Origin of the sequence: Streptomyces olivaceoviridis, from assembly GCF_014650115.1 — a bacterium.
GTDB classification, from domain to species: Bacteria; Actinomycetota; Actinomycetes; order Streptomycetales; family Streptomycetaceae; genus Streptomyces; species Streptomyces olivaceoviridis.
Map to the genome: position 1 here is coordinate 187,954 of NZ_BMUI01000017.1, position 25,045 is coordinate 212,998.

At 72.5% G+C, this 25,045-nt stretch carries 18 protein-coding genes and 2 pseudogenes; 14 read left to right on the forward strand and 6 right to left on the reverse strand.

The genetic code is table 11. The features are described 5' to 3' along the window. Positions 1 to 26 precede the first annotated feature (26 nt). Positions 27 to 1,895, reverse strand: coding sequence for an amidohydrolase (locus IE273_RS28550; protein WP_229887644.1), 1,869 nt, complete (start codon positions 1,893 to 1,895; stop codon positions 27 to 29). Between the two features lie 432 nt (positions 1,896 to 2,327). On the opposite strand from IE273_RS28550, the gene IE273_RS28555 reads away from it, so the two are divergent. From IE273_RS28555 to IE273_RS28590, 8 genes and pseudogenes are all read left to right on the forward strand, one after another. Beyond that, a complete protein-coding gene (locus IE273_RS28555) occupies positions 2,328 to 3,299 on the forward strand; it encodes an alpha/beta hydrolase (RefSeq protein WP_189818044.1) in 972 nt (323 codons plus the stop codon). Positions 3,300 to 3,319: 20 nt separating this feature from the next. Beyond that, positions 3,320 to 4,036: an alpha/beta fold hydrolase gene (locus IE273_RS28560; protein ID WP_189818045.1), complete on the forward strand. Its 717-nt coding sequence runs from the start codon at positions 3,320 to 3,322 to the stop codon at positions 4,034 to 4,036. A 77-nt stretch (positions 4,037 to 4,113) separates the two neighbouring features. Next, positions 4,114 to 4,482: pseudogene (locus IE273_RS28565) on the forward strand (4-hydroxy-2-oxovalerate aldolase family protein); the annotation flags it as partial. 262 nt (positions 4,483 to 4,744) lie between these two features. After that, positions 4,745 to 5,683, forward strand: coding sequence for a chlorinating enzyme (locus IE273_RS28570; RefSeq protein WP_189818046.1), 939 nt, complete (start codon positions 4,745 to 4,747; stop codon positions 5,681 to 5,683). A gap of 14 nt (positions 5,684 to 5,697) precedes the next feature. After that, positions 5,698 to 7,344, forward strand: coding sequence for an amino acid adenylation domain-containing protein (locus IE273_RS28575; RefSeq protein WP_189818047.1), 1,647 nt, complete (start codon positions 5,698 to 5,700; stop codon positions 7,342 to 7,344). A gap of 31 nt (positions 7,345 to 7,375) precedes the next feature. Then, on the forward strand, positions 7,376 to 7,651 hold the full coding sequence (locus tag IE273_RS28580) for a phosphopantetheine-binding protein (protein WP_189818048.1): 276 nt from the start codon (positions 7,376 to 7,378) through the stop codon (positions 7,649 to 7,651). Positions 7,652 to 7,655: 4 nt separating this feature from the next. Beyond that, complete coding sequence (locus IE273_RS28585; protein WP_189818049.1) at positions 7,656 to 8,429, forward strand: thioesterase II family protein; 774 nt, start codon at positions 7,656 to 7,658, stop codon at positions 8,427 to 8,429. After that, positions 8,426 to 9,616: an acyl-CoA dehydrogenase family protein gene (locus IE273_RS28590; protein WP_189818050.1), complete on the forward strand. Its 1,191-nt coding sequence runs from the start codon at positions 8,426 to 8,428 to the stop codon at positions 9,614 to 9,616. Before IE273_RS28585 ends, IE273_RS28590 begins: the two co-directional genes overlap by 4 nt. Positions 9,617 to 9,640: 24 nt before the next feature. Here the strand turns inward: IE273_RS28590 and IE273_RS28595 are convergent, their stop codons facing one another. Beyond that, positions 9,641 to 10,819 carry an aromatic ring-hydroxylating oxygenase subunit alpha gene (locus IE273_RS28595; protein ID WP_189818051.1) on the reverse strand — a complete coding sequence of 393 codons (1,179 nt, stop codon included), beginning with the start codon at positions 10,817 to 10,819 and terminating at the stop codon, positions 9,641 to 9,643. 289 nt (positions 10,820 to 11,108) lie between these two features. On the opposite strand from IE273_RS28595, the gene IE273_RS28600 reads away from it, so the two are divergent. The 6 genes and pseudogenes from IE273_RS28600 to IE273_RS28625 all read left to right on the forward strand — a co-directional run. Continuing rightward, a complete protein-coding gene (locus IE273_RS28600) occupies positions 11,109 to 12,617 on the forward strand; it encodes a peptide ligase PGM1-related protein (RefSeq protein ID WP_189818052.1) in 1,509 nt (502 codons plus the stop codon). A gap of 420 nt (positions 12,618 to 13,037) precedes the next feature. After that, entirely contained in the window at positions 13,038 to 13,466 is a 429-nt protein-coding gene (locus tag IE273_RS28605; protein ID WP_189818053.1) for a hypothetical protein, read from the forward strand. 112 nt (positions 13,467 to 13,578) lie between these two features. Continuing rightward, entirely contained in the window at positions 13,579 to 14,718 is a 1,140-nt protein-coding gene (locus IE273_RS28610) for a pyridoxal-phosphate dependent enzyme (RefSeq protein ID WP_189818054.1), read from the forward strand. Beyond that, positions 14,715 to 15,956, forward strand: coding sequence for an MFS transporter (locus tag IE273_RS28615; protein ID WP_189818055.1), 1,242 nt, complete (start codon positions 14,715 to 14,717; stop codon positions 15,954 to 15,956). The genes IE273_RS28610 and IE273_RS28615 overlap by 4 nt, the downstream gene beginning before the upstream one ends. Positions 15,957 to 16,010: 54 nt before the next feature. Next, positions 16,011 to 17,177, forward strand: a complete 1,167-nt coding sequence (locus tag IE273_RS28620) for a MalY/PatB family protein (RefSeq protein ID WP_229887640.1) — start codon at positions 16,011 to 16,013, stop codon at positions 17,175 to 17,177. Between the two features lie 16 nt (positions 17,178 to 17,193). Further along, positions 17,194 to 17,980 (forward strand): annotated as a pseudogene (locus tag IE273_RS28625) (DUF6807 domain-containing protein); the annotation flags it as partial. A 103-nt stretch (positions 17,981 to 18,083) separates the two neighbouring features. Here the strand turns inward: IE273_RS28625 and IE273_RS28630 are convergent. The 4 genes from IE273_RS28630 to IE273_RS28645 all read right to left on the reverse strand — a co-directional run. Next, entirely contained in the window at positions 18,084 to 20,009 is a 1,926-nt protein-coding gene (locus IE273_RS28630; RefSeq protein WP_189818056.1) for a glycoside hydrolase family 5 protein, read from the reverse strand. A gap of 136 nt (positions 20,010 to 20,145) precedes the next feature. Beyond that, complete coding sequence (locus IE273_RS28635; protein ID WP_189818057.1) at positions 20,146 to 22,065, reverse strand: glycoside hydrolase family 97 protein; 1,920 nt, start codon at positions 22,063 to 22,065, stop codon at positions 20,146 to 20,148. A 218-nt stretch (positions 22,066 to 22,283) separates the two neighbouring features. After that, positions 22,284 to 24,605 (reverse strand): glycosyl hydrolase family 95 catalytic domain-containing protein, encoded by a 2,322-nt coding sequence (locus IE273_RS28640; RefSeq protein WP_189818058.1) that lies wholly within the window; start codon positions 24,603 to 24,605, stop codon positions 22,284 to 22,286. A 279-nt stretch (positions 24,606 to 24,884) separates the two neighbouring features. Then, the coding region (locus IE273_RS28645; RefSeq protein ID WP_308437065.1) for a glycoside hydrolase family 19 protein at positions 24,885 to 25,045 on the reverse strand (161 nt) is incomplete at its 5' end.

A 25,045-nucleotide genomic window follows, 5' to 3' on the forward strand; every position in this document is an offset into this window, starting at 1 on the left:
GTGGGTGTGGACGGAGCGGGGACCGCTCAGAGGACGAAGCAGGGATCGAACGGCATGTCGGCGGCGCCGGGGGCCAGACCGCGCCGTGCGCGCCAGGCGCGGTGCTGCTCCGACTCCGCGACGGCCTCGCCGAGGGCCTCGGCCTGGCGCACACCGGCCGGCCTGGACGCCTGGTAGCCGCCGAAGTGCGCCACCGGGCTCCACGCGGGGGTGACGGGCGGCAGTTCCTCGTCCAGGCCCTCGTACTCGCGGGCGGCGTAGACGATCCGGCCGCCGGTGACCGTGAGCAGGGACTCGATGTTCGCGATCTCCGGCTCCGGCACGGTGAAGTAGTCGTCGGACAGCACCGCGAGGTCCGCGTAGCACCCCGGCCGCAGCACGCCCTTGACCTGCTCCTCGCCGGTCAGTTCGGCGCCGGCGACGGTGAACATCCGCAGTGCGGTCTCCCGGTCGACGCGGTTGCCGGGGGAGCGGAGCACCAGGTCGCCGATGTCCCGTCCGCTCACCAGCCAGTGCAGGGCGACCCAGGGGTTGTAGGTGGAGACCCGGGTGGCGTCCGTACCGGCGGCCACGGTCAGTCCGCGGTCCAGCATGGCCCGGATGGGCGGGGCGTCCGCGGCGGCTCCGGGGCCGTAGCGGCGCAGGAACGCCTCGCCCTGGAAGTACAGCCGGTTCTGGACGGACATGGCACCGCCGAGCGCGGCGACACGGTCGAGGCTCTGCGTGGACACGGTCTCCGCGTGGTCGAACAACCACCGGTTCCCCGCCGGGAAGAGCCCCTCGGCGGCCAGCTTCTCGAAGACCGCGAGATCCCGGCGGATCGTCTCGTCGTACGTGGCGTGCAGCCGGAACCCCCAGCCGTTCTCCATGAGAAGACGCACGGCCTTCTCGAACTCGCCCTCGTAGTCGCCGAGTTCCGGGCGCGGCTGGCTGAAGTTCTCGAAGTCCGCCGCCGCCCAGGTGAGGTTCTCGCCCGCGCCGTTGAGACGCAGCCACGCGTCCCCGTCCTCCGGGCGGGCCATCTCGATCCAGCGCGTCAGGTCGGCTATCTCCTGGCCCGCGGTCTGCGGGAAGAGGTGGTACGCGATGCGCAGCGACAGCTGACCGGCCTTCGCCAGCTCGATGACGGTGCTGTAGTTCTCGGGGAAGTTCTGGAAGCCGCCGGCGGCGTCGATCGCCGAGGTCAGGCCGAACCGGTTGAGCTCGCGCAGGAAGTGACGGGTCGACACCTTCTTGTCCTCGCCCTCCAGGACCGGCGCCTTGGCCAGCGTCGAGTAGAGGATGAGGGCGCTCGGCGCGGCCAGCAGCATGCCGGTCGGCTCGCCGTCCCGGCCGCGGACGATCTGCCCGCCCTTCGGGTCGGGCGTGTCCTTGGCGAACCCGGCGGCCCGCAGCGCCGCCCGGTTGAGGACGGCCGACTGGTACAGGTGCAGCACGAACACCGGGGTGTCGGGGGCGGCGGCGTTCAGCTCGGCCACCGTCGGCAGCCGCCGCTCGGCGAACTGGTCGGCCGACCAGCCTCCGACCACCCGCACCCACTGGCCCTTCGGCGTCCGCGCGGCCTGTTCCCGCAGCATCGCCAGGGCCTGGCGGAGCGTCCGGACCCCGTCCCAGCGAAGCTCCAGGACGTAGTTGAGACCGCCCCGGATCACGTGCAGATGGGCGTCGTTGAGCCCCGGGATCATCCGTCGGCCGAGCGCGTCCACCACCTTCGTGGCGGGCCCGACGTGCGGGGCGACGTCCTTGTCGTCGCCTACGACCGTGATGACACCGTCTCGCACCGCGAGCGCCTCGGCACGCGGGCGGCGCGGGTCCCCCGTATGGATGCTGGCGTTGCGGACGACCAGCTCCGCGGCGTCGTCGATGGCCTGGGGAACAAGCCCGCCGACCGGCATGACAGACACGTGTGCGAGACCTCCTGCGTGGTGGGCGTCCTGGATGTCCGCCGCGCCCGCGCTCGGTGGCCGGGAACAGCGACGAGCGGGGCGACGGGAAACGCGATCAAAGACGCGGGCGAGAACAGCGGCGATGGCGTGGGAGTCCGCCGTCGTACCCGATGGGCGAAGCGCAACCGCTGTGCCCTCACGCTAGGGCCGGGGAACACCGCCGTGTATCCCCTCCGTGCACTGACCCGTACCCCACAGTGCACTCGGCGCGCGGCGGGCGGCATGCGTGCACTTTGAGGACGCCACGCGTGCACGGACGGGCAATCGCCCCGCCGGCAGCGGCTCTACTGTTGCCCTCAGCGGCGCCGGAGTGCCCAGCACGTCGTTCCGGCTCGTATGCCGGAACGACCGGTGCCCCCTATGCATGTCCAGGAGATTCACATGTCTGACGCCCAGGCCCCGGTGACCCCGGTGCTGGAGCCCGCCGCGGCCGAGTTCGTGGCGGCGACCGCCAACCCGCCCTACCTCTTCGACCTGGCCCCCGCCGAGGGTCGCAAGGCCGTCGACGAGGTCCAGTCCGGCGAGATCGACAAGCCCGCCGTCGACGAGGAGTGGATCACCGTCCAGGGCGGCCCCACCGGCAGCGTCCGGGCACGGATCGTCAAGCCCGCCGGCGCCACCGGCACCCTCCCCGTCATCTTCTACATCCACGGCGCCGGCTGGGTCTTCGGCAACGCCCACACCCACGACCGCCTGGTGCGCGAACTCGCCGTCGGCGCCGACGCGGCCGTGGTCTTCCCCGAGTACGACCTCTCTCCCGAGGTCCGCTACCCGGTCGCCATCGAGCAGAACTTCACCGTCGCCAAGTGGGTCGTGGAGGAGGGTGCCTCCAAGGGCCTGGACGGCTCCCGCCTCGCCGTGGCCGGTGACTCCGTCGGCGGCAACATGACCGCCGCGCTGACCCTGATGGCCAAGGAACGCGGCGGCATCCCGCTCGTGCAGCAGGTGCTGTTCTACCCGGTCACCGACGCGAACTTCGACACGCCGTCGTACCACCAGTTCGCCACCGGCTACTTCCTGCGCCGCGACGGCATGCAGTGGTTCTGGGACCAGTACACCACCGACGAGTCCGAGCGGGCCCAGATCACCGCCTCCCCGCTGCGCGCCACCACCGAGCAGCTCACCGGTCTGCCCCCGGCCCTGGTCATCACCGGCGAGGCCGACGTGCTGCGCGACGAGGGCGAGGCGTACGCCAACAAGCTCCGCGAGGCCGGTGTGCCCGTCACCTCCGTCCGCTTCCAGGGCATCATCCACGACTTCGTGATGCTCAACGCGCTGCGCGGCACGCACGCCGCCGAGGCCGCCATCACCATGGCGGTCCGCACGCTGCACGCGGCCCTGCACACCGCCTGACCGCGAGGAGACACACGGACATGAGCACCACTCCCACCGTCGTCCTGGTGCACGGCGCCTTCGCCGACGCGGCGAGCTGGTCCGGGGTCATCGAGGAACTCCAGAGCCACGGCGTTCCCGTGATCGCGCCGCCGAACCCGCTGCGTGGCCTCGCGTCCGACGCCGCGTACGTCGCCTCCGTCGCCTCCCAGATCGACGGTCCGGTCGTGCTGGTCGGCCACTCGTACGGCGGTGCGCTGATCACCGTGGCCGGCACCACCGAGAACGTCGTCGGCCTCGTCTACGTCGCCGCCTACGCCCTCGAAGAGGGCGAGAGCCTCGGCGAGCTCCAGGGCCGCTTCCCGCTCTCGCCGCTGGTGAGCAACCTCAAGCAGTGGACGTACCCCGTCCCGGGCGGCGAGCCCGCCGTCGAGGTCACCATCGCCGAGGACGCCTTCCCGTCGGTCTTCGCCGCCGACGTGCCCGCGGAGGTCACCAGGATCCTCGCGGCCGCGCAGCGTCCGCTGGCCGCCGCGGCCTTCGAGGAGACGGCATCCGCCGCCGCCTGGAAGACCAAGCCGTCCTGGGCCCTGGTGGCCGGCGCGGACAACGCCATCAACCCGGAGGTGGAGCGCTTCGGCGCGAAGCGGGCCGGGGCGACGATCGTCGAGATCGAGGGCGCCTCGCACGCCGTGGCCGTCTCCCAGCCGAAGGCCGTCGCCGAGCTGATCCGCGACGCGGTCCGCGCGACCGGCTGACCCGGCTCCACGAACGACCGCGCGGACGCCTCCCCCGTATCGCGTCCGCGCGGTCTCGCGTGCCCGCGCCGCACGTGGACGGCGTCCGCGCCTACCGCGACGTCCTCTCCGCGCGGACGGGTGTGCGCCACGCCCACCACGATCTCGGCCTGGGCGTGGCCCGTTCTGTCGTCGCCGTCGAGAACGGCGTCACCCGCGTCGACGTCTCGCCGGCCGGGCAGGGCGCCGGGGCGGGCAACGAGGTGCGGGCGGACCGCGAGACCCTCACCCTCGGCCACGCCGGCGTGTACTCCAGCTTCCTCCGCCGCGCCGGGGCCGCCGCCCGCCGGTACGGCGTCGACACCCGCGGGATCCTCGTCGAGACCGGCCGGCGCCAACTGGTCGGCGGCCAGGAGGACGTGATCACCGGCATCGCACTCGACCTCGCACACCCGGCCGTCGGGTGAACACAGGTGCATGAGGCCCTGAATGGAAGCGGTATCGGGAATTCCAGGATTCCGGGGCCCGGCGAAAAGGCGCCCCTTGATGGCGCGTTAGCGACTAGGCGAAACAGCACGAGAGCTGTCTCGCAGGTCAAAGGCACGCACGCGATCGTGACTCCGGCCGACGCGCCCTTCACAAGCGGGCTCGCCGCTGTTTACAGTCGGCGAGAGCGGGCTCGGGTGTTCTTCCACTGTGCAGAAGAGATGGCCGAAAGTCAGGTGACGCATGGTCGACTTCCAGCTCAGCCAGCAAGAGATCGAGCAGTTCCACCGCGACGGTTACATCGGCCCGTTCGACCTCTACGAGCCCGAGGAGATGGCGAAGAACCTCCAGGCCCTGCGGCCCAGGCTCCTGAACACCAAGCGGGCGATCTACGGGCGGGGCAGGGGGATATCGGGAGTCACCAATCTCGCCAACTACGACCGCCACCTGGACGTCGACTTCCTGGCCGAGCACATCACCCGCCCGGAGATCGTCCACCGGGTCTCCAGCCTGCTGGGCCCCGACGTCCTGTGCTGGCGCACCGAGTTCTTCCCGAAGTACCCGGGGGACGAGGGAACCGACTGGCACCAGGCCGACAACTTCTCCAATGTGGCCGGATCCAAGCACCCGCAGATCGTCTGGCCGGAGGACTCCGAGTTCGGCGGCACGATCACGGTCTGGTCCGCATTCACCGAGGCGAGCGTGGAGATGGGCTGCCTCCAGTTCATTCCGGGCTCGCACAGGACCATGAACTACGACGAGTCCAAGGTCATGGAGTACAACGCCGATTCCATCGGCAAGGTGGAGAAGGACGGCGTTCGACGGGGGTTTTTCGGCTACGACTACCGCCAGTTGCAAAAGGATCCGGACTGGAGCCCCGACGAGTCCAAGGCGCAGTCCATGGTCATGCGTCAGGGCCAGTTCATCATCTTCTGGTCGACGCTCATGCACGCCTCGCACCCGCACGCCGGGCTCACCCAGGACATGCGCCTGGGCTACGCCGCGCGATACCTGCCGACCCAGGTGAGGGTCTACCCGTACTCCGACGCGCTCTCCGAGTTCGGCGGCGAGGCCAGCCTGGAGAAGTTCGGGTGTGTGCTGGTCTCCGGCAAGGACGAGTACCAGCACAACCGGTTCGTCGACCGGACGGTCAACGGCACGCCCTTCCAGGTCGCCGGCTGAGCGGGCGGGAGCCGATGCCCCCGTCGTCACGGCCGCCGGTCCCGCCGGGTGCCGCGCCGCCGGGCGGCGTCCCGGAGACCGCCCGGCCCGCCCGGATCACCGGATCCCCGGCCGCCCTGGCCGTCCACCGCGACGTGAACCGCACCGCCGTCGCCTACCCGCGTGACCGCAGCGTCCCCGAGCTGTTCGAGGCCTGCGCCGCCCGGTGGCCCGACGCAACCGCGGTCGTCCACGGCGGGCTCACCCTGACCTACCGCGAACTGGACCGGCGGGCCAACGCGCTCGCCCGGCGTCTCGCGGAGCGGGGGGTGAAGCCCGGGGCCGTCGTCGGCGTCTGCGTGGCCCGCTCACCGGAGTTGATCGTCACGCTGCTGGCGGTGCTCAAGTGCGGGGGCGCCTACCTGCCCGTCGACGCCGCCTGGCCCGACGAGCGTCTGCGCCAGCTGCTCACCGGCGCCGAGTGCGCCTGGATGGTGACCGACCGGGCGCCCGAGCTGGCCCGCCGGCTGAGCGGCGGCTGCCGCGTGGTGGCCGTGACCGGTGACGACCCGGCCGGCCGGGACACGGGGCCCGGAGCGGCCGTACCGGCCGACGCCCTCGCGTACGTCAACTTCACCTCGGGCTCCACCGGACGGCCCAAAGGCGTCGCCATCCGTCACCGCAGCATCGCCCGGCTGGTGTACGGAGCACGGTACGCGCCCCTCGACCGCACCAGCCGGCTGCTGCAACTGGCCCCCGTCACGTTCGACGCGGCCACGTTCGAGATATGGGGCGCCCTGCTGCACGGCGGCACCTGTGTGCTGTACCCGCACGACTTCGTGCGCCTGTCGCGGCTCGGACAGGAGCTGCGCCGGCACCGGGTGACCGTCCTCTTCCTCACGACGGCGCTGTTCAACACCGTGCTGGACGAGGCGCCCGACGCGCTGGCCGAGGTGGGCACCCTCCTCACCGGCGGCGAGACGCACTCCGTACGTCATCTCGCCGCCGCGCTGGACCGCTTCGGCCCCGGACGGCTGGTGCACGTCTACGGCCCCACCGAAGCCACCACGTTCGCCACCTACCACCGCGTCGACAGCATCAGCGAGGACTCCGCGGTGGTGCCGATCGGCCGGCCGATCCAGAACACCCGGCTCTACGTCGTCGCCGGTGGCGAACTGTGCGCACCGGGCGCCGTCGGCGAGATCTGCCTCGCGGGTGACGGCCTCGCCGCCGGCTACCTCGGCATGCCGGAGCCGACCGCCGAGAAGTTCGTCGACGCGGTGGTGGACTCCGTTCCCGAACGGCTCTACCGCACCGGGGACTTCGGCTACCTCCTGGCCGACGGACGTCTGGTCTTCCACGGCCGGGAGGACGACCAGGTCAAGATCAACGGGTTCCGCATCGAACTGGGCGAGATCACGCACCAGCTCGACCGGCACCCGGCGGTGCGACGGAGCTACGTCACCGTGACCACCCGCGGCGAGAAGGCGCTGGTCGCCTTCGTCGTCCCGGACGCCCCCGTCACGGAGGCGGAACTGCGCGCTCATCTGCGGGCCCGGCTGCCCGGCTACATGGTGCCCCACCGCATCCACACCCGGGACCGACTGCCCCTGACCCCCACGGGCAAGACCGACCGTCACGCGCTGCTCGCCACCCACGAAGCGGCGCCACGGCCGTGCTGACGCCGCACCACGACACTCCCAGGAGAGCACGATGACGTCCCAGGAACCCACCGCCCCGGAGCCCGGCGCCCCGGCGCTCACCAGCACGGAGAAGGCGCTCGCCGACATCTGGCGCAGTCTGTTCGGCATCGACGAGGTGAGCGCGGACGACAACTTCTTCGCCCTCGGCGGCAACTCGCTGACGGCCATACGGTTCCTCGCGCGGGTCGAGGAACAGTTCGCGGAAGACGTCCTGCCGCCCGAGACCCTGTACGAGGATCCCCGCCTCGCGAGCCTGGCCCAGGCCATCGACACGGCGATGGCCTAGGACGGTGCACCTGTTCGCACCGTTCGGCGGTGCCACCGCGGTCAGCCGGGACGGCCGTGGCGGGACGGGCGCCGCCGACGTGCGGCTGTACTGCTTCCCGTACGCCGGAGGCGGCACCCAGGTCTTCCGCGGCTGGCAGTCCCGGCTCACCTCGCGCGTCCCGGTCGTCGGAGTACGGCTGCCGGGCCGCGAACAGCGCTTCCGTGAACCGGCCCACACCTCGTGGGACACGGCGCTGGCGGAACTGACCGCCGCCTTCGCACCGCTGAGCGATCAGGGGCCGTACGCGTTCTTCGGGCACAGCCTCGGCGCCCGACTGGCGTACGAACTGGCGCACCGGCTGGTCGACGACGGCCGCCGCCCTCCGGAGCTGCTCGTCGTCTCCGCCTGCCGGGGTCCCGGCAGACCCCCGCGCCACCCGGACATGCACTCCCTGGACGGCCCGGCACTGCGGGCCCGGCTGCGCGCGATGAACGGGGTGCCGCCCGAGGTCCTGGACAACCAGCCGCTCATGGATCTGCTGGAACCGATGCTCCGCTCCGACCTGCGGCTGGCCGAGACCTGGCGGCCGACCCCCGGCCGCCTCCCGGTCCCGGTCCTCGCCCTGTGCGGTGACCACGACGACGTCGACCCGTACGAGGACATGCTCGACTGGCAGCACCACACCTGGAAGGGGTTCGCCATCCACTCGTTCCCTGCCGGCCACTTCTTCCTGCGGGAGCAGGAAGGCGCCGTCGTCGAGGTCATAGCCGAGCGGCTGGGGGGAGGCACCCGATGACCACGCAGGCGGCGCCGTCGCCCGTCCGGTCCCCGTACCTCACCCCGGAGCACGACGCGTTCCGGCACTCCGCGCGCACCTTCCTCCAGCAGCGGATCGCCCCCCACGCGGCGGAGTGGGAACGCGGGCGGACCATGCCGCGCTCGGCCTGGCGCGCCCTCGGGGCGGAAGGACTCCTCGGCCTCAATCACCCCGTGTCGGCGGGAGGTTCCGGCAAGGACATCTTCCACTCGGTGGTCTTCCTGGAGGAGCTGGGCCGGCTGGGCTTCGGCGGGGTGCGATTCGCCGTCGCCCTCCACTCCTACATGGCCACGAGCTACCTGGCCGCCGACGGCTCGGCCGAACTGCGGGAACGGTTCCTGCGCCCGGCCGTGGCCGGCGAACTGGTCGCCGCCCTGGCGATCACCGAACCGCAGGCGGGCTCCGACCTGGCACGGCTGGCCTCGACCGCGCGCGAGGAAGGCGACGACCTCGTGGTCGACGGCGAGAAACGCTTCGTCGTCAACGGCGGGTTCGCCGACTTCTTCGTGACCGCGGTGCGGACCGGATCACCCGCCGCCGGCCGGTCCGCCCACCAGGACCTGAGCCTGCTGGTCGTCGAGCGGGACCGCGCGGGAGTGACCGTGCGCCCCAACGACTGCGCGGCCTGGCGGGCCTCGGCCGTGGCGGACGTCGGCCTCCGCGGCGTGCGCGTCCCCCGCACCCGCCTCATCGGCCGGCGCAACAGCGGCTTCATACAGATCATGAAGAACATGCAGCTGGAGCGCCTCGCCGCGGGCATCACGGCTGTCGGCGCCGCGCAGGAGTGCCTGGAAGCCACCTGGCGGCACCTCAAGGGGCGCGAGGCCTTCGAGTCGACCCTCAGCGGCAAGCAGGCGGTCCGGCATCGGATGGCCGACCTGCTGACCGAGCTGGAGGCGACCCGCCAGCTCGTGCACCACGCGGCCTGGAGCTACGCCCGGGACCCGCTGTCGATAACCGCGTGCTCGATGGCGAAGCTCAAGGCGACCGAGCTGTCCCGGACCGTCGCCGAGGAGTGCCAGCGTCTGTACGGGGCGGAGGGCTTCTGCGAGGACGCGGCCGTCGCCCGCGCCGTGCAGGACGCGCGCGCCGCCACCGTCGCCGCCGGGGCGAGCGAGGTCATGCGCGACATCATCGCGCAGGCGGGATACGACGAGCGGGGCTGAGCCCGGCGCCCACGCGGGACCTCCTCAACAGCCCGGCGGCTCCCCGGGCGCCCCGGGCTCTCCCGGGCCGAGGAGGTACCTCTCGATCGTGTCGTTGTACGTGCGCAGCGCGAACTCCTGCGTGCCGAAACAGTGTTCCTCGTTGGCTCCGGACGCCAGGCCCCGCTGGATCTCGCGGTAGATCTCCAGGTCCTCGTACTGCACCTGGTACGTCAGCTTCCGGTTCTCCTCCCAGCGCTCGGCGTCCTCTCCGGTCGCCGAACCGGGAGGCACCAGAAGACGGAGTTTCACCAGGGTCCGGGTCGGACCGAGCGGGTGCGAGGTGATCCAGAGGAAATGGTCCGACTGGTGCAGGACCGTCTCGTTCGGGAATACGGTGTGGATGACATTGGCCACCGACAGCAGTCGTCGCTCACCGCGTTCCGTTTCGGTGATGAAGTTGATGGAACGTTTCGGGAGGATGGACCGCAGGTGGGGCCCGAAGGAGTCGAAGAAGAAGGTGTGGGGCTCGAAGAGCGGATTGGCGCTCTTGGTGTGGAGGAAGGGGAAATGGTATCCCTCCAGCGTACCCTCGACGACCAGCTTCCAGTTGATGTCCCACTCGTGACTCTCGGCCCCGTACACGTCGAAGTCCGCCAGATCCAGGTCCGCGATGTCGCGTCGGAAGTCCCCGAGGAATTCGTCGAGATCCTTGAGCTCCGACCTGCCCTCCGGCATCAGCCACACGAACCCGTACGCCTCGACCGAGGGACACTCCCGCAGATTCCTCGTGCCCGGCCCGACCCCGGGAAAGCAGTGCGGGCTCGGGATGGCGCTCAGGGTGCCGTCCAGCTCGTAGCGCCAGGCGTGGTACCCGCAGGTGAAGTGGCGGCGCTGCCCGGACGCGTCCGGTTCCACCCGCGCACCGCGGTGGCGGCAGGCGTTGAGGAGGACCCGGGCCGTGCCGTCGTGGTCGCGGGTGACGATCAACGGCCGCCCGAAGTGCTCGAACGTGACGAAGCTGCCCGGCTCCGGGATCTCGGAGGTGTGGACGAGCATCGAAGGAAGACGGGTGAAGACGCGTTCGATCTCCGCCCGGTACCAATCGGGCGACCGATAACGCTCCACGCCGACCCGGGTGTCGCTGTCGGTGAGTTGTCTGCGCTTGTCGCGCAGGTGCTCCAAGGCCCGGTCCAGCAGGCGGAGTTCTTCCTTGCGATCCATGCGGCGGGCTCCCTCGAAGCGATGCTCACCTCAACCGGGCATGATGATGTGCAGCCGGCCCTGATGGACGGGAAACAAGACTGACAGACGGGTGAAGTCCGTGGCAGAGGGGATTTCGGCCAGACATCAGTGGATCTCGGCTTGTTCCGGGAGGGCCGGTCGGCGGGGCGGAGGACTCGGCGTCGGCAACGCCCGGACACGTCGGTGGCCGACTTGAGGTGCCTCGGGATTGGGCCGCGAGAACAGCGGGGAATGCTGACGTCGTACTCCACCGGGAAAGGCAGATTTCGTGGCGGGTAACGCAGACCTGAACACCGATTTCGACAGGCTCCAGAAGAACCTGGTCTCTCCCCTCGACGGCACGGGACGGCCGCGGGTCGTCGTGGTGCTCCCCAGCTTCACCCTGGACCAGGCGGGTATGACCAAGATCCCGGGCATCATGTACTACGAGGAGCGGTTGCTGTCCTTCCTGCATCTGCTGCGCCACCCCGACCGGCACCTCGTCTACGTCACCAGCATGCCGATGCCGGACCACGTGGTGGACTACGCGCTCGGCCTGGTGCGCTCGCTGCCGGCCGAGGACGCCCGCCGCCGGCTCACCCTGGTGGACTGCGCGGACCCCGGCCCCGAGCCGCTGACGCGGAAGATCCTGCGACGCCCTGAGGTGATCGAGCGGTTGCAGCGGTCCCTCACCGGCCCCGAGGACGCCTGCCTCCTCGCCTTCAACGGAACGCCGTTCGAGCGGGAGCTCGCCGTCCGGCTCGGCGTGCCCCTGTTCGCCTGCGATCCGGAACTGGCCCCCCTCGGTTCCAAGAGCGGGGCCCGGCGCGTGTTCGCGGAGGCGGGGGTGCCGACACCGGCCGGGGCGGAGGATCTCCGGGACGAGGACGACCTCGTCCAGGCCCTGGCCCGGCTGCACGCCACCCGGCCCGCTTCCGGGCGCGCCGTCATCAAGCTCAACGAGAGCTTCGGAGCCGGCGGCAACGCTCTCTTCGACTTCCGGGGGGCGCCCGGTCCGGGAGGCGTCGAGGCGTGGATCCGGCGGGTGCTGCCCGACCGCGTCGAGTTCGCCACCCCGCCCGACACGTGGGACCACTACGCGGCCAAGTTCGCCGAGATGGGCGGGGTCGTGGAGGAGTTCGTCACGGGCGCCGAGGTCAGGTCGCCGTCGGCCCAGGTGGGAGTCTCCCCCTCGGGTGACGTCCGGGTGCTGTCCACCCAGGACCAGTTCTTCGTGGGTGCCGCGGGGCAGACCTACGCCGGCGCCACCGCCCCCGCCCTGGAGGACTACCGACTCGAACTGCACGCCCTCGCGTCACGGACGGGACGCGCGCTGGCCGCCAAGGGCGTGGTCGGCATCTCGAGCGTCGACTTCGTCTCGGCGCGCGAGGAGGGCGGCGGCTGGCGGCACCACGCCCTGGAGATCAACCTCCGGATGGGCGGCGGAACGGCGCCGCTCAACTTCCTGGAGGGCGTCGCGCAGGCGCGGCTCGACCCCGCCACCGGCAGCTACCTCACCCCGGACGACGTATCGCTGTGCTACGTCGCCACCGACCGGCTCCAGCACGAGCGGTACCGGACGCTGACGGCGCAGCAGGTCCTCGACATCGCGTCCCGGGAAGGTCTCCTCTACCGCGACCGGGACCGTCGCGGCGTCGTCTTCTCCATGCTGGGCGCCCTGCCGGAGTTCGGGAAGATGGGCGCCGTGGTCATCGACCGCAGCCACGGCGCCGCCCGGGAGCGGTACCGCGCGGTGGTGGCCGCGCTCGACGCGGCGTGCGGAGCGGAGCGCGGCTAGCCGGGCACCGGGGGAGCGGTGAGGCCCGGAGCGCGGGGCCACCGGGCGCGTCGTAGACGCCGGCCAGGCTCTACCTAGGCCGCGGACCAGGTGCCGTCGGCGGCGCGCGCCGGGTGCGACCGGTGCTCGGGTGCTCGTCGGACGGGGCCCCGCCCCCGGCATAGGCGGCGGTGGGTGTCGGGGCCGTCGCGGGCGTGGGTGTGGGTGGGTGTCGGGGCCGTCGCGGGCGTGGGTGTGGGTGGGTGTCGGGGCCGTCGCGGGCGTGGGTGTGGGTGGGTGTCGGAGCCCTCGCGGGCGGAGTGGCGGCGGGCGTCGAAGCCCTCGCGGGCGTCGGCAGCGGGAGGCGCCGAAGCCCCCCTCGCGGGCGAATCGCGCCCCCGTCGATGTGACATGCAGTCACCGCGTGATTACTGTGGGGCTGTGATCAGGTCGTGGGGCAGCGGTGGCGGACGCGCGGGGCGCTCCCGTCGTGCCGCCCTGCTGGTCGGGCTGGTCCTGGTGATCGCCGCCCACCTCTCCGGCGCGGTGCACGCCTGCTCCTTCGCCGGACCGGACCCGAGTGCCCTGGTGACACAGGGCGTCCGGCAGATCGCGGACGGAGCCGACGAGACGGGTTCGAACGGACCGCCCCAGCACCGGCACGCGGCGGACGGGCACGTCGACCACACGGCGGACCGGCCGCGTGCAGCCCTGGACGACACCGCCCTCGACGGCGAGACGCACCAGCCGCTCCTTCCCGCCGGGCTCCGCGGACCCCTCACACACACCGCTCGGCACAGACCGCCCGGTGTCTCCCCCTCCTGTGCGCACGGCTCCTCGCTCGCGCTCGTCCGCGTGCTACGGCAGTAGGCCCGCGCCCGCACGCCCCCACCCCCGCGCGGACCGGGGCGTGCCTCGCGCGCCACCCCCCACCCGCACAGCGCCCGCCGCACGGCCGCCGGGCGTGAAGGAGCCGTACGCCATGCACCCCTCCCTGCCCGGATTCCTCCCCGAAGCCCTGCCCGAACCCTTCCGGACCCGCACCACCCGCCTCCGGACCGCCCGACGCCCCGCCCACCTCGTCGGCGACACCCCGGTCCTGTGGGTGGACGAACCCTTCGCCCCGCCCGGCCGCGGCTTCCACGCCAAGCTGGAGGGCGCCAACCCGGGCGGCCTCAAGGACCGGCCCGCCCTGCACATGGTCCGCGAGGCCCGCCGGCGCGGCGACCTCGCGCCGGGTGCGCCGATCATCGAGTCCTCCAGCGGCACGCTCGGCCTCGGCCTCGCCCTGGCCGGGCTGACCTACGGCCACCCGGTGACCGTCGTGACCGACCCCGGCATGGAACCGGCCATGGCTCGCCTGCTCACCGCGCGGGGCGCACGCGTCCTCCAGGTCGCCGCGCCGCACCCCGAAGGCGGCTGGCAGGAGGCGCGCCGCGCCTGCGTGACCGAACTGCTGGCCCGCACCCCGGGCGCCTACTGCCCGGACCAGTACCGCAACCCCGACAACGCCGCCGCCTACCGCCCCCTCGCGGCCGAGCTGATCGCTCAACTCGGCTGGGTGGACGTGCTGGTGACGGCGGTCGGCACGGGCGGACACTCCGCCGGCGTCTCCGCCGTACTGGGTGAGGCCTTCCCGCGCCTGACGCTCATCGGGGTGGACTCGGTCGGCTCGGCGATCTTCGGCCAGCCGGCGGGACCCCGGCTGATGCGCGGCCTCGGTTCCAGCATCCACCCGGACAACGTCGCCTACGCCGCCTTCGCCGAGGTCCACTGGGTGGCCCCGGCCGAGGCGGTCTGGGCCTGCCGCCAACTCGCCCGGCGGCACTACGCCTCCGGCGGCTGGAGCGTCGGAGCGGTGGCGCTGGTGGCCGGATGGGCGGCGCGGACGTACCCCGCCGGGACGAGTATCGCCGCGATCTTCCCCGACGGCCCGCACCGCTACCTGCACACGGTCTACGACGACGGCTGGTGCCGCGAGCACGGCCTCCCCGGGCGGACACCGCAGCCGGAGCCCGACGACATCGCCGAGCCGGACGCGCGCGTCGTGACCCGGTGGACACGCTGCGACCGGGTCCGCGACCCGCTCGCGCGCGACCTGACGAAGGCGGGTGCCCGGTGAAGCGGCTACGGCTCCCGCCGGCCTCCTTCGACCGGCCGGCCCGGCTGCTGATGGTGAACCAGTTCGCCATCAACCTGGGCTTCTACATGCTCATGCCCTACCTCGCCGACCACCTGGCCCACGGCCTCGGCCTCGCCGCCTGGGCGGTCGGCCTGGTGCTGGGGGTGCGCACCTTCTCCCAGCAGGGCATGTTCCTCGTCGGCGGCACCCTCGCCGACCGCTACGGCTGCAAGCCGATGATCCTCGCGGGGTGCGCCCTGCGCGTGGTCGCCTTCGGGCTGCTGGCGGTCGCCGACTCGCTCCCCGCCCTGGTGGCGGCGTCGGCGCTGACCGGCCTGGCGGGCGCGCTGTTCAACCCGGCCGTCCGCGCGTATCTCGCGGCGGACGCGGGCGAGGAGCGCAGGGTGGCGGCGTTCGCCGCGTTCAACATCTACTACCAGGCGGGCATCCTGGTCGGCCCGCTCGCCGGACTGGCCCTGCTGACCTGGAACTTCAGCGCGGTGTGCACGGTCGCGGCCACCATCTTCGGCGCCCTCGCCGTGGTGCAGTCCCGCGCCCTGCCCGCCCGGCCCCCCGCCGGCCGCGGCACCGGACCCGCCTGGCGGGCGGTCGCCGCCGACTGGCGCGCCGTCACCGCCAACCGCCCCTTCCTGCTCTTCGCGGTCGCCATGAGCGGCTCCTACGTCCTGGCCTTCCAGGTCTACCTCGCGCTCCCGCTGCACGCCCGCACGCTCTTCGGCCAGCGGACCGGATGGGTCACCGGCGTGGTCTTCGCCGCCTCGGCGCTGGCCGCGCTGGCGGGCCAGCTCAAGCTGACCGCGTGGGCGCAACGCACCCTGTCCGGACCGCGGGCCGTCGTGTGGGGGCTCGTGGTCATGGGCGTGGCCTTCCTGCCACTGCTGCCCCGCTCGTACGGCGCGCCGGCCGGGCTCTGTGCGCTGACGCTGTGCGCGGTGCTGCTGGCCTGGGGCGGGGCGCTGCTCTACCCCTTCGAGATGGACACCGTGGTACGGCTCTCCGGCGACCGGCTCGTCGCGACGTACTACGGCGCCTACAACACCGCCTCCGGCATCGCGATCTCGCTGGGCAACCTCGCCGTCGGCGCGCTGTTCGACACCGGGGTGCGCTGGCTGCCGTGGGCGGCCCTGGCCGCGACCGGCCTCGGCTGCGCCGGCCTGGTCGCCCGGCTGCACCTGGGCGGGCACCTCGCGGTACGGCCGGCGCCGGTGGCCGGATGACGTGTCGCCGGACAGAGGGGTGTGTCCACGTCTCGTCGGCGGCAGGATGGACGGATGGCAGCAGAGAGGCACCCCCTGTTCGACGACCTGGACGTCCGCGCGCTGTCCCGGCGGCCCGGAGCCAAGTGGAGCCGCGTCGAGCCGGACGTACTCCCGGCGTGGATCGCGGAGATGGACTTCCCGCCGGCCCCCGCCGTGCGTGCGGCCCTGGCGCGGTGCGTGGACGACGACCTCGGCTACCCCTCCTGGGACGGACGGTCCGTCCAGAACCCCCTACGGGAGGCCTTCGCCGAGCGGATGCGCGAACGCCATGGCTGGGTGCTCGACGCCGCGCACGTCAGGGAGTTCACCGACATCAACCAGGGCCTCCAGGCCGTACTGCACGTCGCCACCCGGCCCGGCGACGGCGTCGTGGTGCACACCCCGGCCTACCCGCCGTTCCTGGAGACGATCGCGAGCATGGGGCGGCGCCCGCACCCGGTGCCGTACACACCGGACGGCGACACCTGGACGTTCGACGCCGACCGGCTCGACCGGGAACTGCGGGAGAGGCCCGCACGGGTGCTGCTGCTGGTCAACCCGCACAACCCGACAGGACGCGCGCTGCGCCGCGAGGAACTTCAGGCACTGGCGGGGCTCGCCCTCCGCCACGGCCTGCTGGTCGTCGCGGACGAGATCCACTCCGACCTCGTCCACGCCCCGCACCGGCACCTCCCGTTCGCCTCCCTCTCGGCCGAGGTGGCCGCGCGCACGGTGACCCTGACCTCGGCCACGAAGGCGTTCAACGTGCCGGGACTGCGCTGCGCCGTCGCCCACGTCGGCGCGGCCGGGGTGCGCGAGGCGCTGGCGCACCCCACCCATCTGTACGGCGAACCGAACACCTTCGGTGTCGCGGCCACCCTGGCCGCCTGGCGGGACGGGGACGCCTGGCTGGCCGAGCTGAGGACGGTCCTGGCGCGCAACGCCGCGCTGGTCGGTGAGGAGCTTCCGCCCGGTGTGCGCCACCGCATGCCCCAGGCGACGTTCCTCGCCTGGCTCGACTGCCGTGAGCTGGACCTGGACACCGACCCGCAGACCTTCTTCCTGAAGAAGGCACGGGTCCTGCTCAACGACGGCCGCACGTTCGGAGTGGAGGGCGAGGGCTTCGTACGGCTCAACTTCGGGACGTCGGAGGGCATCCTGCGGGACATCCTGCACCGGATCCGGAACGCCCTGACCTGAGGCCGCCGGTGTGTCCGCCGGCCGCACCGTGACCGGGTACCGGCCGAGCGACCACCGCTGGCACAAGGGACTCCAGATGACGGCCAGTCACCTGTCCGGACAGAACTTCTGGGGCGGCAACAGCTATGTCCACGGCCAGGGGTACCTGGCGCTGCCCGACCGGGTCGGGTCCATGCGCCACGACGGCTTCACGGCACTGCGAGCCGAGCGCGAACGTCTGGCGCTCACCGAGGAGTTGACCTGGACCGAGCACGGCGGACGGGAATGGGCCCAGGAGGTACGGGGGGATCGAGGTGCACTCGGTGGACGAGGCGGCCGGAGCCTGGGCGCTGGACTGGTCGATCCGGCTCACCAACACCCGTGCCGATCCACTGGTGTTCGGCTCCCCGACCACGGCCGGCCGTGATATGTCCGGGTACACGGGCCTCCAGGGGCGCGGGCCACGCGACTTCACCGGCGGCCGTGTCCTCGCCCCCGGCACCGGGGACTTCGGCGCCGAGAAGCTGATGGGCGGTCAGGGATAGTGGCCGGCCTTCGCCGCCGAGCACGACGAGAGCGACGGGCACTCCACGCTGGTCTTCGCGCACGTCCCGGAGAACCTGGACGGGACGTCCGCGATCCACGAGTCCCACTGGTTCGTGCGCGCCGAGCCCGTCCCGACGGTCGCCTTCTCCTGGGCGTTCTTCGAGGAGTTCACGCTGGAGCCGGTGGAGTCCTTCGACTACCGCTACCGGGTGGTGATCGCCGACGGGGTCTGGGACCGCGACCGGATCGCCGCCCACCTGGAGGGCCTGCCGTGGTGAACGGCCCCGCCGCACCGGGCGGGTCGGAGCCGGGGCGCCGCCCGCGCCCTCGGCGGTCGCGAGGCCGGCCGTGCGGCGGGCTCGTGCGGGAGGGTTCCGGTGGTCAGGGCAGGGGGCGGCACAGCAGGGCCGCCGGGCCGGGGCGGCTGCCCACGCGGGTGGTGAAGGCGATCCCGGCGGCGTACTCGGTCGCCGCGCACTGGCCCTTGAAGGCGCCGTCCGCGAAGTCCCCGCCGGCGCCGTCGGCGGGACGGTTGTCGGACCGGTCGAACCACACCGTGCGCCCGGCGCCCGGCAGCGCGGTCCGCGCCGGGACGCACAGTGCCGCCGACACGCGCTCTCCCCGCAGGCTGTAGCCGATGAGGAACTCCCCGGCGGGACACTGGTACTTGGTGTACCCGGACGCCCAGTCCCCGCCGCCCGGCACGTACCGCTCATCGGTGACGACCGTCTGGCGGGCGTCGGCGGCGCGCAGCTCTCCCGCCCCGGCGTCGGTGCACAGACCACGCCCGCCGGTGTGGCTCAGCCCGGCCAGCCTCGTACCGTCGGGGCAGGCCGCCTTGTACGCTCCCGGATCCCAGTCGCCCGTGGCGCGCACCCGCGGCGACGTCACCGCGTCTGAGTGATCGGTGCTCAGCATGCGCCAGAGCGGGACGGACGCCACGGGGCCGGTCGTGCCCGGCGCGGACATCAGACGCTGCCACGCGGTGGCGCGCCAGTCCCCGGGGTCGAGGATGCCGGAGCGGTGCCCCGCCGTGTCGTAGCGCAGCAGGGCCCAGTCGTCGTGGCCCTCGAAGCCGACCAGCGGCCAGAACGCGAAGTCGGCGTCGTGGTCCGCGAAGTAGTCGGTGACATGGCCGAACCAGGCGCGGGCCGCCGTGTTCGTCTCGCCCGACCCGATGCCGAACTCGCTCACCCAGACGGGCGCGGTGTAGTGCCGGCCGGTCTCCTCCACGAAGAACGCCTCGTCGTCCAGCGCCGCGGCCAACTCGGCGGGGGACAGGTCCTGGTAGCGGGCGTCGTGGGTCTCGCCGATTCCCGTGGCGCCGCTGTGGCGGGGACCTGTGTAGCCGTAGAAGTGGGCGGAGTAGACCAGTTTGCGGGCGTCCACGAGGGTGTGCGACAGGGTGCGCGCGGGGGTGAGCACCGGCCGGCCGTGGGGGAGTCCGTCCACGGGCACACCGGTCCAGTTGATGCCCTCGATCACGATGAGGAGGCGCGGGTTCGCCTCGGTGAGGATGCGGTCGGCGGCCAGCCGGGCCGCGTCGTACCAGTCGTGGTCGTCCCCCAGGCCCCAGTTGGGGTCGTCCAGCACGTCACGCCGGACCTCGTTGTACAGATCGGCGCCGACCACGCGCGGCACGGAGGCGTAGCGACGGGCCATGAACACCCAGTCGTCCACCCACCGCGCGGTGGACTGCCCGCTGTTCCAGCGCTCGTTGCCGTCGATGCCGCAGCACCACCGGGAGGTGTTGGTGTGGTTGTTGAGCACGACGGCGAAACCGCTCTGGCTGAGCGCCTCCACCACGGCGTCGTAGACCTCCAGCGGTGTCCTGCCGCGCAGTTGGGGGTTGGCCGCGACCGCGCCGTCGGGCACGGGCGCCGTGCTGTGGATCATCTCGTTGGAGAACGGCAGTCGGATGGTGTTGATCCCCAACTGGCGGAAGTCCGCCATGAGCTGCGGCAGCGGTACGCGGTCCAGGCCGAGCGGTATGCCGTGCGAGTCCTGTCCGGCGTGATGGTTGGCCGGGTCGGTGGTGCTGCCGCTGCCGGTCCAGGAGCCCTGCGCGCCGTCCCAGTTGGCGCCCTTCAGCCGGAAGCGGTCGCCGTGCGCGTCGACGATGTACCGGCCCCGGGTCGACAACGGCGCGGACCAGGCGGCCGGGTCCGGCGTGTCGACGGCGACCCGGGCGGGCGCGGTGCGCGGCGGCACGGCGGCGAAGGCCGCGGCGCCGGCGCCGGTGGTGGCCGTGAGGAGGAGTCCCACGGCGGTGACGGCGAGTCGCAGCGCGGCTGGTGGCATCGGCATGAGGGCAGCCCCTGGGGGTCGGAGGTGGAGGAGCCGGGCGGTGACCGGTCGACGGCACCGCCCGGCCGGAGTGCCCACCACCGTGCCGGTAACGACCGAGAAGGTCCATACCCACGACGGCCGGCCGGCGTCGGCCTCAGCGGTGGCAGGTGGTGACCCCCGGGTGCCAGCGGCAGGCGATCCCGGCGAAACCGCCGCCCGCGACGACATCGACACCGAGCGTGTCGCCGCCGCGCACCACCCGCCTGTCCTGGACCAGCCCGTCGGCGCCGTCCCGGATCGTCTCGACCAGCCACCGTCCGGCCCCGAGGGACAGCGGCACCTCGGCCCCGCGCGCGGGACCGGCGTACACCCCGCCCAGGAACCAGCGGTCGCCGCCGCGCCGGGCGAGGACCGCCTCCCGCCCGGGTGCGCCCGCGAGCAGCCGCGTGTCGTCCCAGGCGGCGGGCAGTTGGGCGAGGAAGTCCCGGGCGAGCGGCCGGGCGTCGTACGACTCCGGGCTGCCCGCGAGCATCTGGAGCCCCGACTCGTAGGCGACGGCGAGACCCGCCTCGGCCGCGTCGGAGTTCGGGCGCAGGCCGACGCGCTGGAAGCCGCCGGGGGTGAAGTCCATGGAGCCGAGGACGTTGCGCGTGAACGGCAGGGTGGTCAGGTGGGCGGACGTGTTGGTGCGCTTCTCCTCGCCGCCGACGCCCTCCATGGTCATGACCTGCGGCCAGGTGCGCTGGATGCCCTTCGGGATCGTGGAACCGTGGAAGTCCACCATGAGGTGGTGTTCGGCCGTCTCCTTGAGGATGGCGTCGTACCACCGGAGCATGGACTGCGACTCCGAGTTCATGAAGTCGATCTTGACGCCCTTGACGCCCCACCGCTCCAGCGTGGGCAGCCACTGGGCGCGTTCCTCGGGCGTGTCCAGGTCGCGCTGGTGGATCCAGACGACGATCCCGACGCCCTTGGCCCGCGCGTACGCGGTGAGCCCCGGCAGCCAGCTGTTCGTCTGCCAGTCGGGGTCGGTGGTGTCCCACTGGTCGCTCTCGAAGTACCAGCCCGCGTCGACGGCCTCGTACGGCCAGTGCCGTGCGGCGGCGTAGTCGACGTACGCCTGCTGCGCGGTGAGGCTCTGGCCGGCCGCGCGGCCTCCGGCGAGCCAGGTCCACAGCACGGTGCCGGGCCGGATCCAGGAGGTGTCGGTGACCCGGGAGGCGGGGGCGAGGTCGTCGGTGAACGTGGACCGCGTGACGGTGGCCAGGCTGCCGGTGACCATCGCCCGCCACGGCGTGGCGAGCCGGCCCCCGGTGCTGTGGATCCGCTCGTCGGCGAGCGTGACCCGGTACGTGCCGCTGCCCTGGTCGTGCATGAGCCGGGCACCGGAGTAGGCACCGGTCAGGCCCGACTCGGCGAGCAGGGTGTAGCCGCCGTCGGTCGCGAACAGCGCCTGGTCCGAGTAGGAGCCGGTGGGCGCGGTGCCGGCGGAGTATTCGGCGAACTGGCCCTCGTTGTCCACCCGGTAGGCGCTGAGCCATGCGCGCGCGTCCGTCGGCAGCGTGAACGCGGAGGTCTCGCCGAGCACGTCGCCGTATCCCCCGGGCAGTACGTACCGGTAGGCGACACCGTCGGCGGCGGCGCGGACGACGAGGTCGAACCGGGCGCCCGCGGCGGTGCCGAACGACAGCCGCGTCTCGTTCATCAGGGACCGCCGGTCGAGCCGTTTGCCGGACTTCGTCCGGTACCGCTCGTCGACCAGCCGGTCCGTGCGGTGCAGGAACCGCAGGCCCTGGGAGAGATCCGCCCGCTCGGTGCGGATGCCGACGGCGGACGGCTCGACCACCGTCCGCCCGTCGCGGGACACCGACAGGTCCAGGGTGCCGGTGGCGTCGTCCAGGGACACGCGGGCGCGTGGTGCCTGTGCCGCCGCGCCGGGGCCGGGCGCGGACACGGTCCAGACGTGCGCGGCGGAGCCGGTGTCCTGGCCGGCCCGCGCCGGCCCGCCGCCGAGAAGAGAGGCCGCCAGTCCGGCGCACAGCGTGGCGACCGCGGTCCTGATCGGAACCGCCATGGGAACCCTCCCGGGTGATGGGGTGGAGGTGGGTGACGGGTACGGACGGCCGCGCGGTGCCCTGCGGGGAGGAGCGGGGCGTGGGACGGGTTGCGCGCGGCGTCCTGCGAGGCGGACGGGGCGGGGACGGGCACGCGGCGCCGTGCCGGCCGAACCGGCGAGGGGGGACGGCGGCACGGTCCCGTGCGGGGCGGGGCCGTAGCGAGGTTGGACGGCCGCTACGGCAACCCCCACGCCGGACCGGGTTCGCTGACGGCCACCGGGGCGATGACCAGGTCGGGGCGGGATCCGGAGTGGACCAGCACCTCGCGGCCCTCGGGCAGGTCGATGGCGAGGGTGCCGTCGCCGAGGTCCCGGGTGTGTGCCGGGGAGCCGTCGTCCAGCAGTACGGTGAGGGTTCCGCTCAGGCCGTGCCGGAGCTTCAGCGGCTCGCCGGCCAGGCTCCTGACCCGGATGAACCGGGTGACGCCCGCCGTGCGGACGGCGCTCACCAGGAAGGCGCCCTGCGTGCGGAAGTCGTGCAGGGTGACATCCGCCCACGCCGAGGGGACGGCCGGGAAGACGCGGATCACCCCGCCCCAGCTCTGGCAGAACATGTCGTGCAGCGACTGCGAGGCGGACAGCGGCGTCTCGATCACCGGACCGGCCTCGGTGTAGTGCGTGTTGGCCCGGCACGGGTAGCGGGTCGTGGGGTCGAAGAACTTCCGCAGGTAGCCGAGCGCGGTGTCACCGTCGCCGGTCATGGCGTGGATCGACGCGGCCCCGGTGTAGCTGTAGCCCCGGTGGGCGCCGGTGAGGGCGTGCCAGTGGGTCACCGACTTCGTGATGAGCTCGCGGTTCTCGGGCTGGTCCCAGTTGATCAGGTACAGCGGGTACACCATCAGCATGTGCGAGTAGTGCCGGTGGGACTGTGCGTACGGGGTGTCGGCGCCGATCATGAACCCGTTGTCGTCGACCGGGTAGGGCGTGAGCCGGGCCAGCACGTCCCGCCAGCGTGGCGCCGACTCGTCCTGGACGCCGAGGAGTTCGGCCGATTCCAGGAGCGTCCGGCAGCCCCAGCGGATCAGCGCCAGGTCGTAGTTGGTGTCCTGCGGCGGCACGACGGGGTACTCCGGCGAGAGCGTGCTCGGCAGGTGGAGCCTGCCGTCGCTGCCCGGGGTGAGGAAGTGCAGATAGTAGTTGATCGCCCGGCGCAGCACCGGATAGATCGTGTCCCGCAGCAGGGCCTTGTCCATGCTGTGCCGGTAGGACAGCCACACGTTGTGCAGCGCCCAGGTGAGGTCGCCGGTCTCGGCGCCGGTGCCCGGCTCTCCCACGGAGCGGTTCCCGAACATGTCGGAACTGCGGCCGATCCCGGAGCTGTCCTTGCGGTACGCGGCGGGGACGTTGGCGACGAGCTGTTCCTGGTTCTGCCGCAGCGTGCCGGCGAGCGCGTCGAGCTCCAGGTGGTTGGAGCCGTGGATGAGCCAGTACTCCAGCTGGACGTTGAGGTTCCACCAGACCGCCGGCCAGGGTGTCGGCTCCAGCCAGGGCCCGCTGGTGGCCATGACGGGCCCGCCCGCGCGGCTGGCGGAGGCGACCTTGTAGAGCTGGATCCAGTGGAAGCTCTGCAACCGCTGGTCGGGGAAGGACACGAAGCTCTTCCGGTAGAAGGCGTGCCACCAGCTCACGTGCCGCCGCCTGAGGGCCGCGTACGACGTCCCGCGCCGCAGGTTGCGCAGCGAGTCGGCCTCGGCGGCGGTCCCGGAGGGGAAGCTGTGACCGACGCTGAGCAGCAGTTCGTCGCCGGTGCGGCGGTAGGCGGTGGCCGTCTGCCCGCCCCCGGTGAGCGGCTGGAGCACCTGCTCGGTGCCGTCCGCGGTGGTCCGGGTGGTCCAGGGCGGGTTGCCGGTGTAGCCGGCGGGCGGGGCCTCCTGGATCCTGCGGGGGCTGACGGCCTCCTCGGGGTGGAAGGTCCAGGTGACCCGCTCGCCGCCGCTCGCCGTCACGCGGACCGCCAGGACCTCGTCGTGGATGAGGGCGGCCAGGGTGAGCGTGCCCGTGGTGGTGGTCACGGTGCCGGTCAGCTCGGCGTTCCACAGGCTCAGCCGCCAGTCCACGGCGGTGATGGTGCCGACCGGTTCGAGGGTGAGGTGTCCGACCGGCAGCCGGCAGGTGCCCCAGCCGCTGCCGAACTCGGGCCGGTGGTCCTGGACCCGGCCGTGCTGGACGGTGAACCGGATCTGATGGGCGTCCGGCTCCCGGTAGATCATGCTGCCGAGCAGCCCGTCGCCCAGGAAGGGGCCCTCGTGCCAGAGGGCGGGCAGCCGGCTCCACAGCAGGTCCTGGCCGCGCAGGAACGTCTCCCAGGCGCTGTCGTCGGCCAGGGCGGAGCGGAGCCGCCACGGCCGTCGGCCGCCCGCCGGGCCGGCGTTTCCGCCCGTCCCCGCCTGCTCCGCGTGCGCCGCCCCCGGCAGTGCCGCCACCGCGGCTCCGCCCAGCGCGGTACCGAGCACGGATCTGCGGGCCACCGGTGAGCGCTTGTCCGACTGTGAGGCCATCGTCGTCCTCCAGACCTGACGGGTCGTCAATACATCGGGTGTATCGGCGAACCTAGGCACCCCTCGTGCACCTGTCAATCATTCGGACGGTGAACGAACCGACCGGCTCTCGGGCAACACATCGGATGTCTAAGCGGTCTTTTCTGGGATGTGGCAGGTGAAAGGGGTTGCGTCCGGTGGCGTCCGGCTGGTTTCGGAACCGGGCGGCACAACGAGGAAACCCCTGGCGCGCGGCCCGGTTGGTGCCGGCCCGTGCGCCAGGGGCGTGCTGGAGGTCGGTCAGCAGTACAGGTTGCCGCCCGGGCTGACGCCGAGGATCTGGGTGAACCTCTGGTAGGCGTCGACTCGGCTCTGCACCTGGGCGGGGTTCTTGCCGTCGCACTCCAGGGAGCCGTTGATCGAGCGGATGGTCTGGCCGAAGCCGGCGCCGTTGACCATGG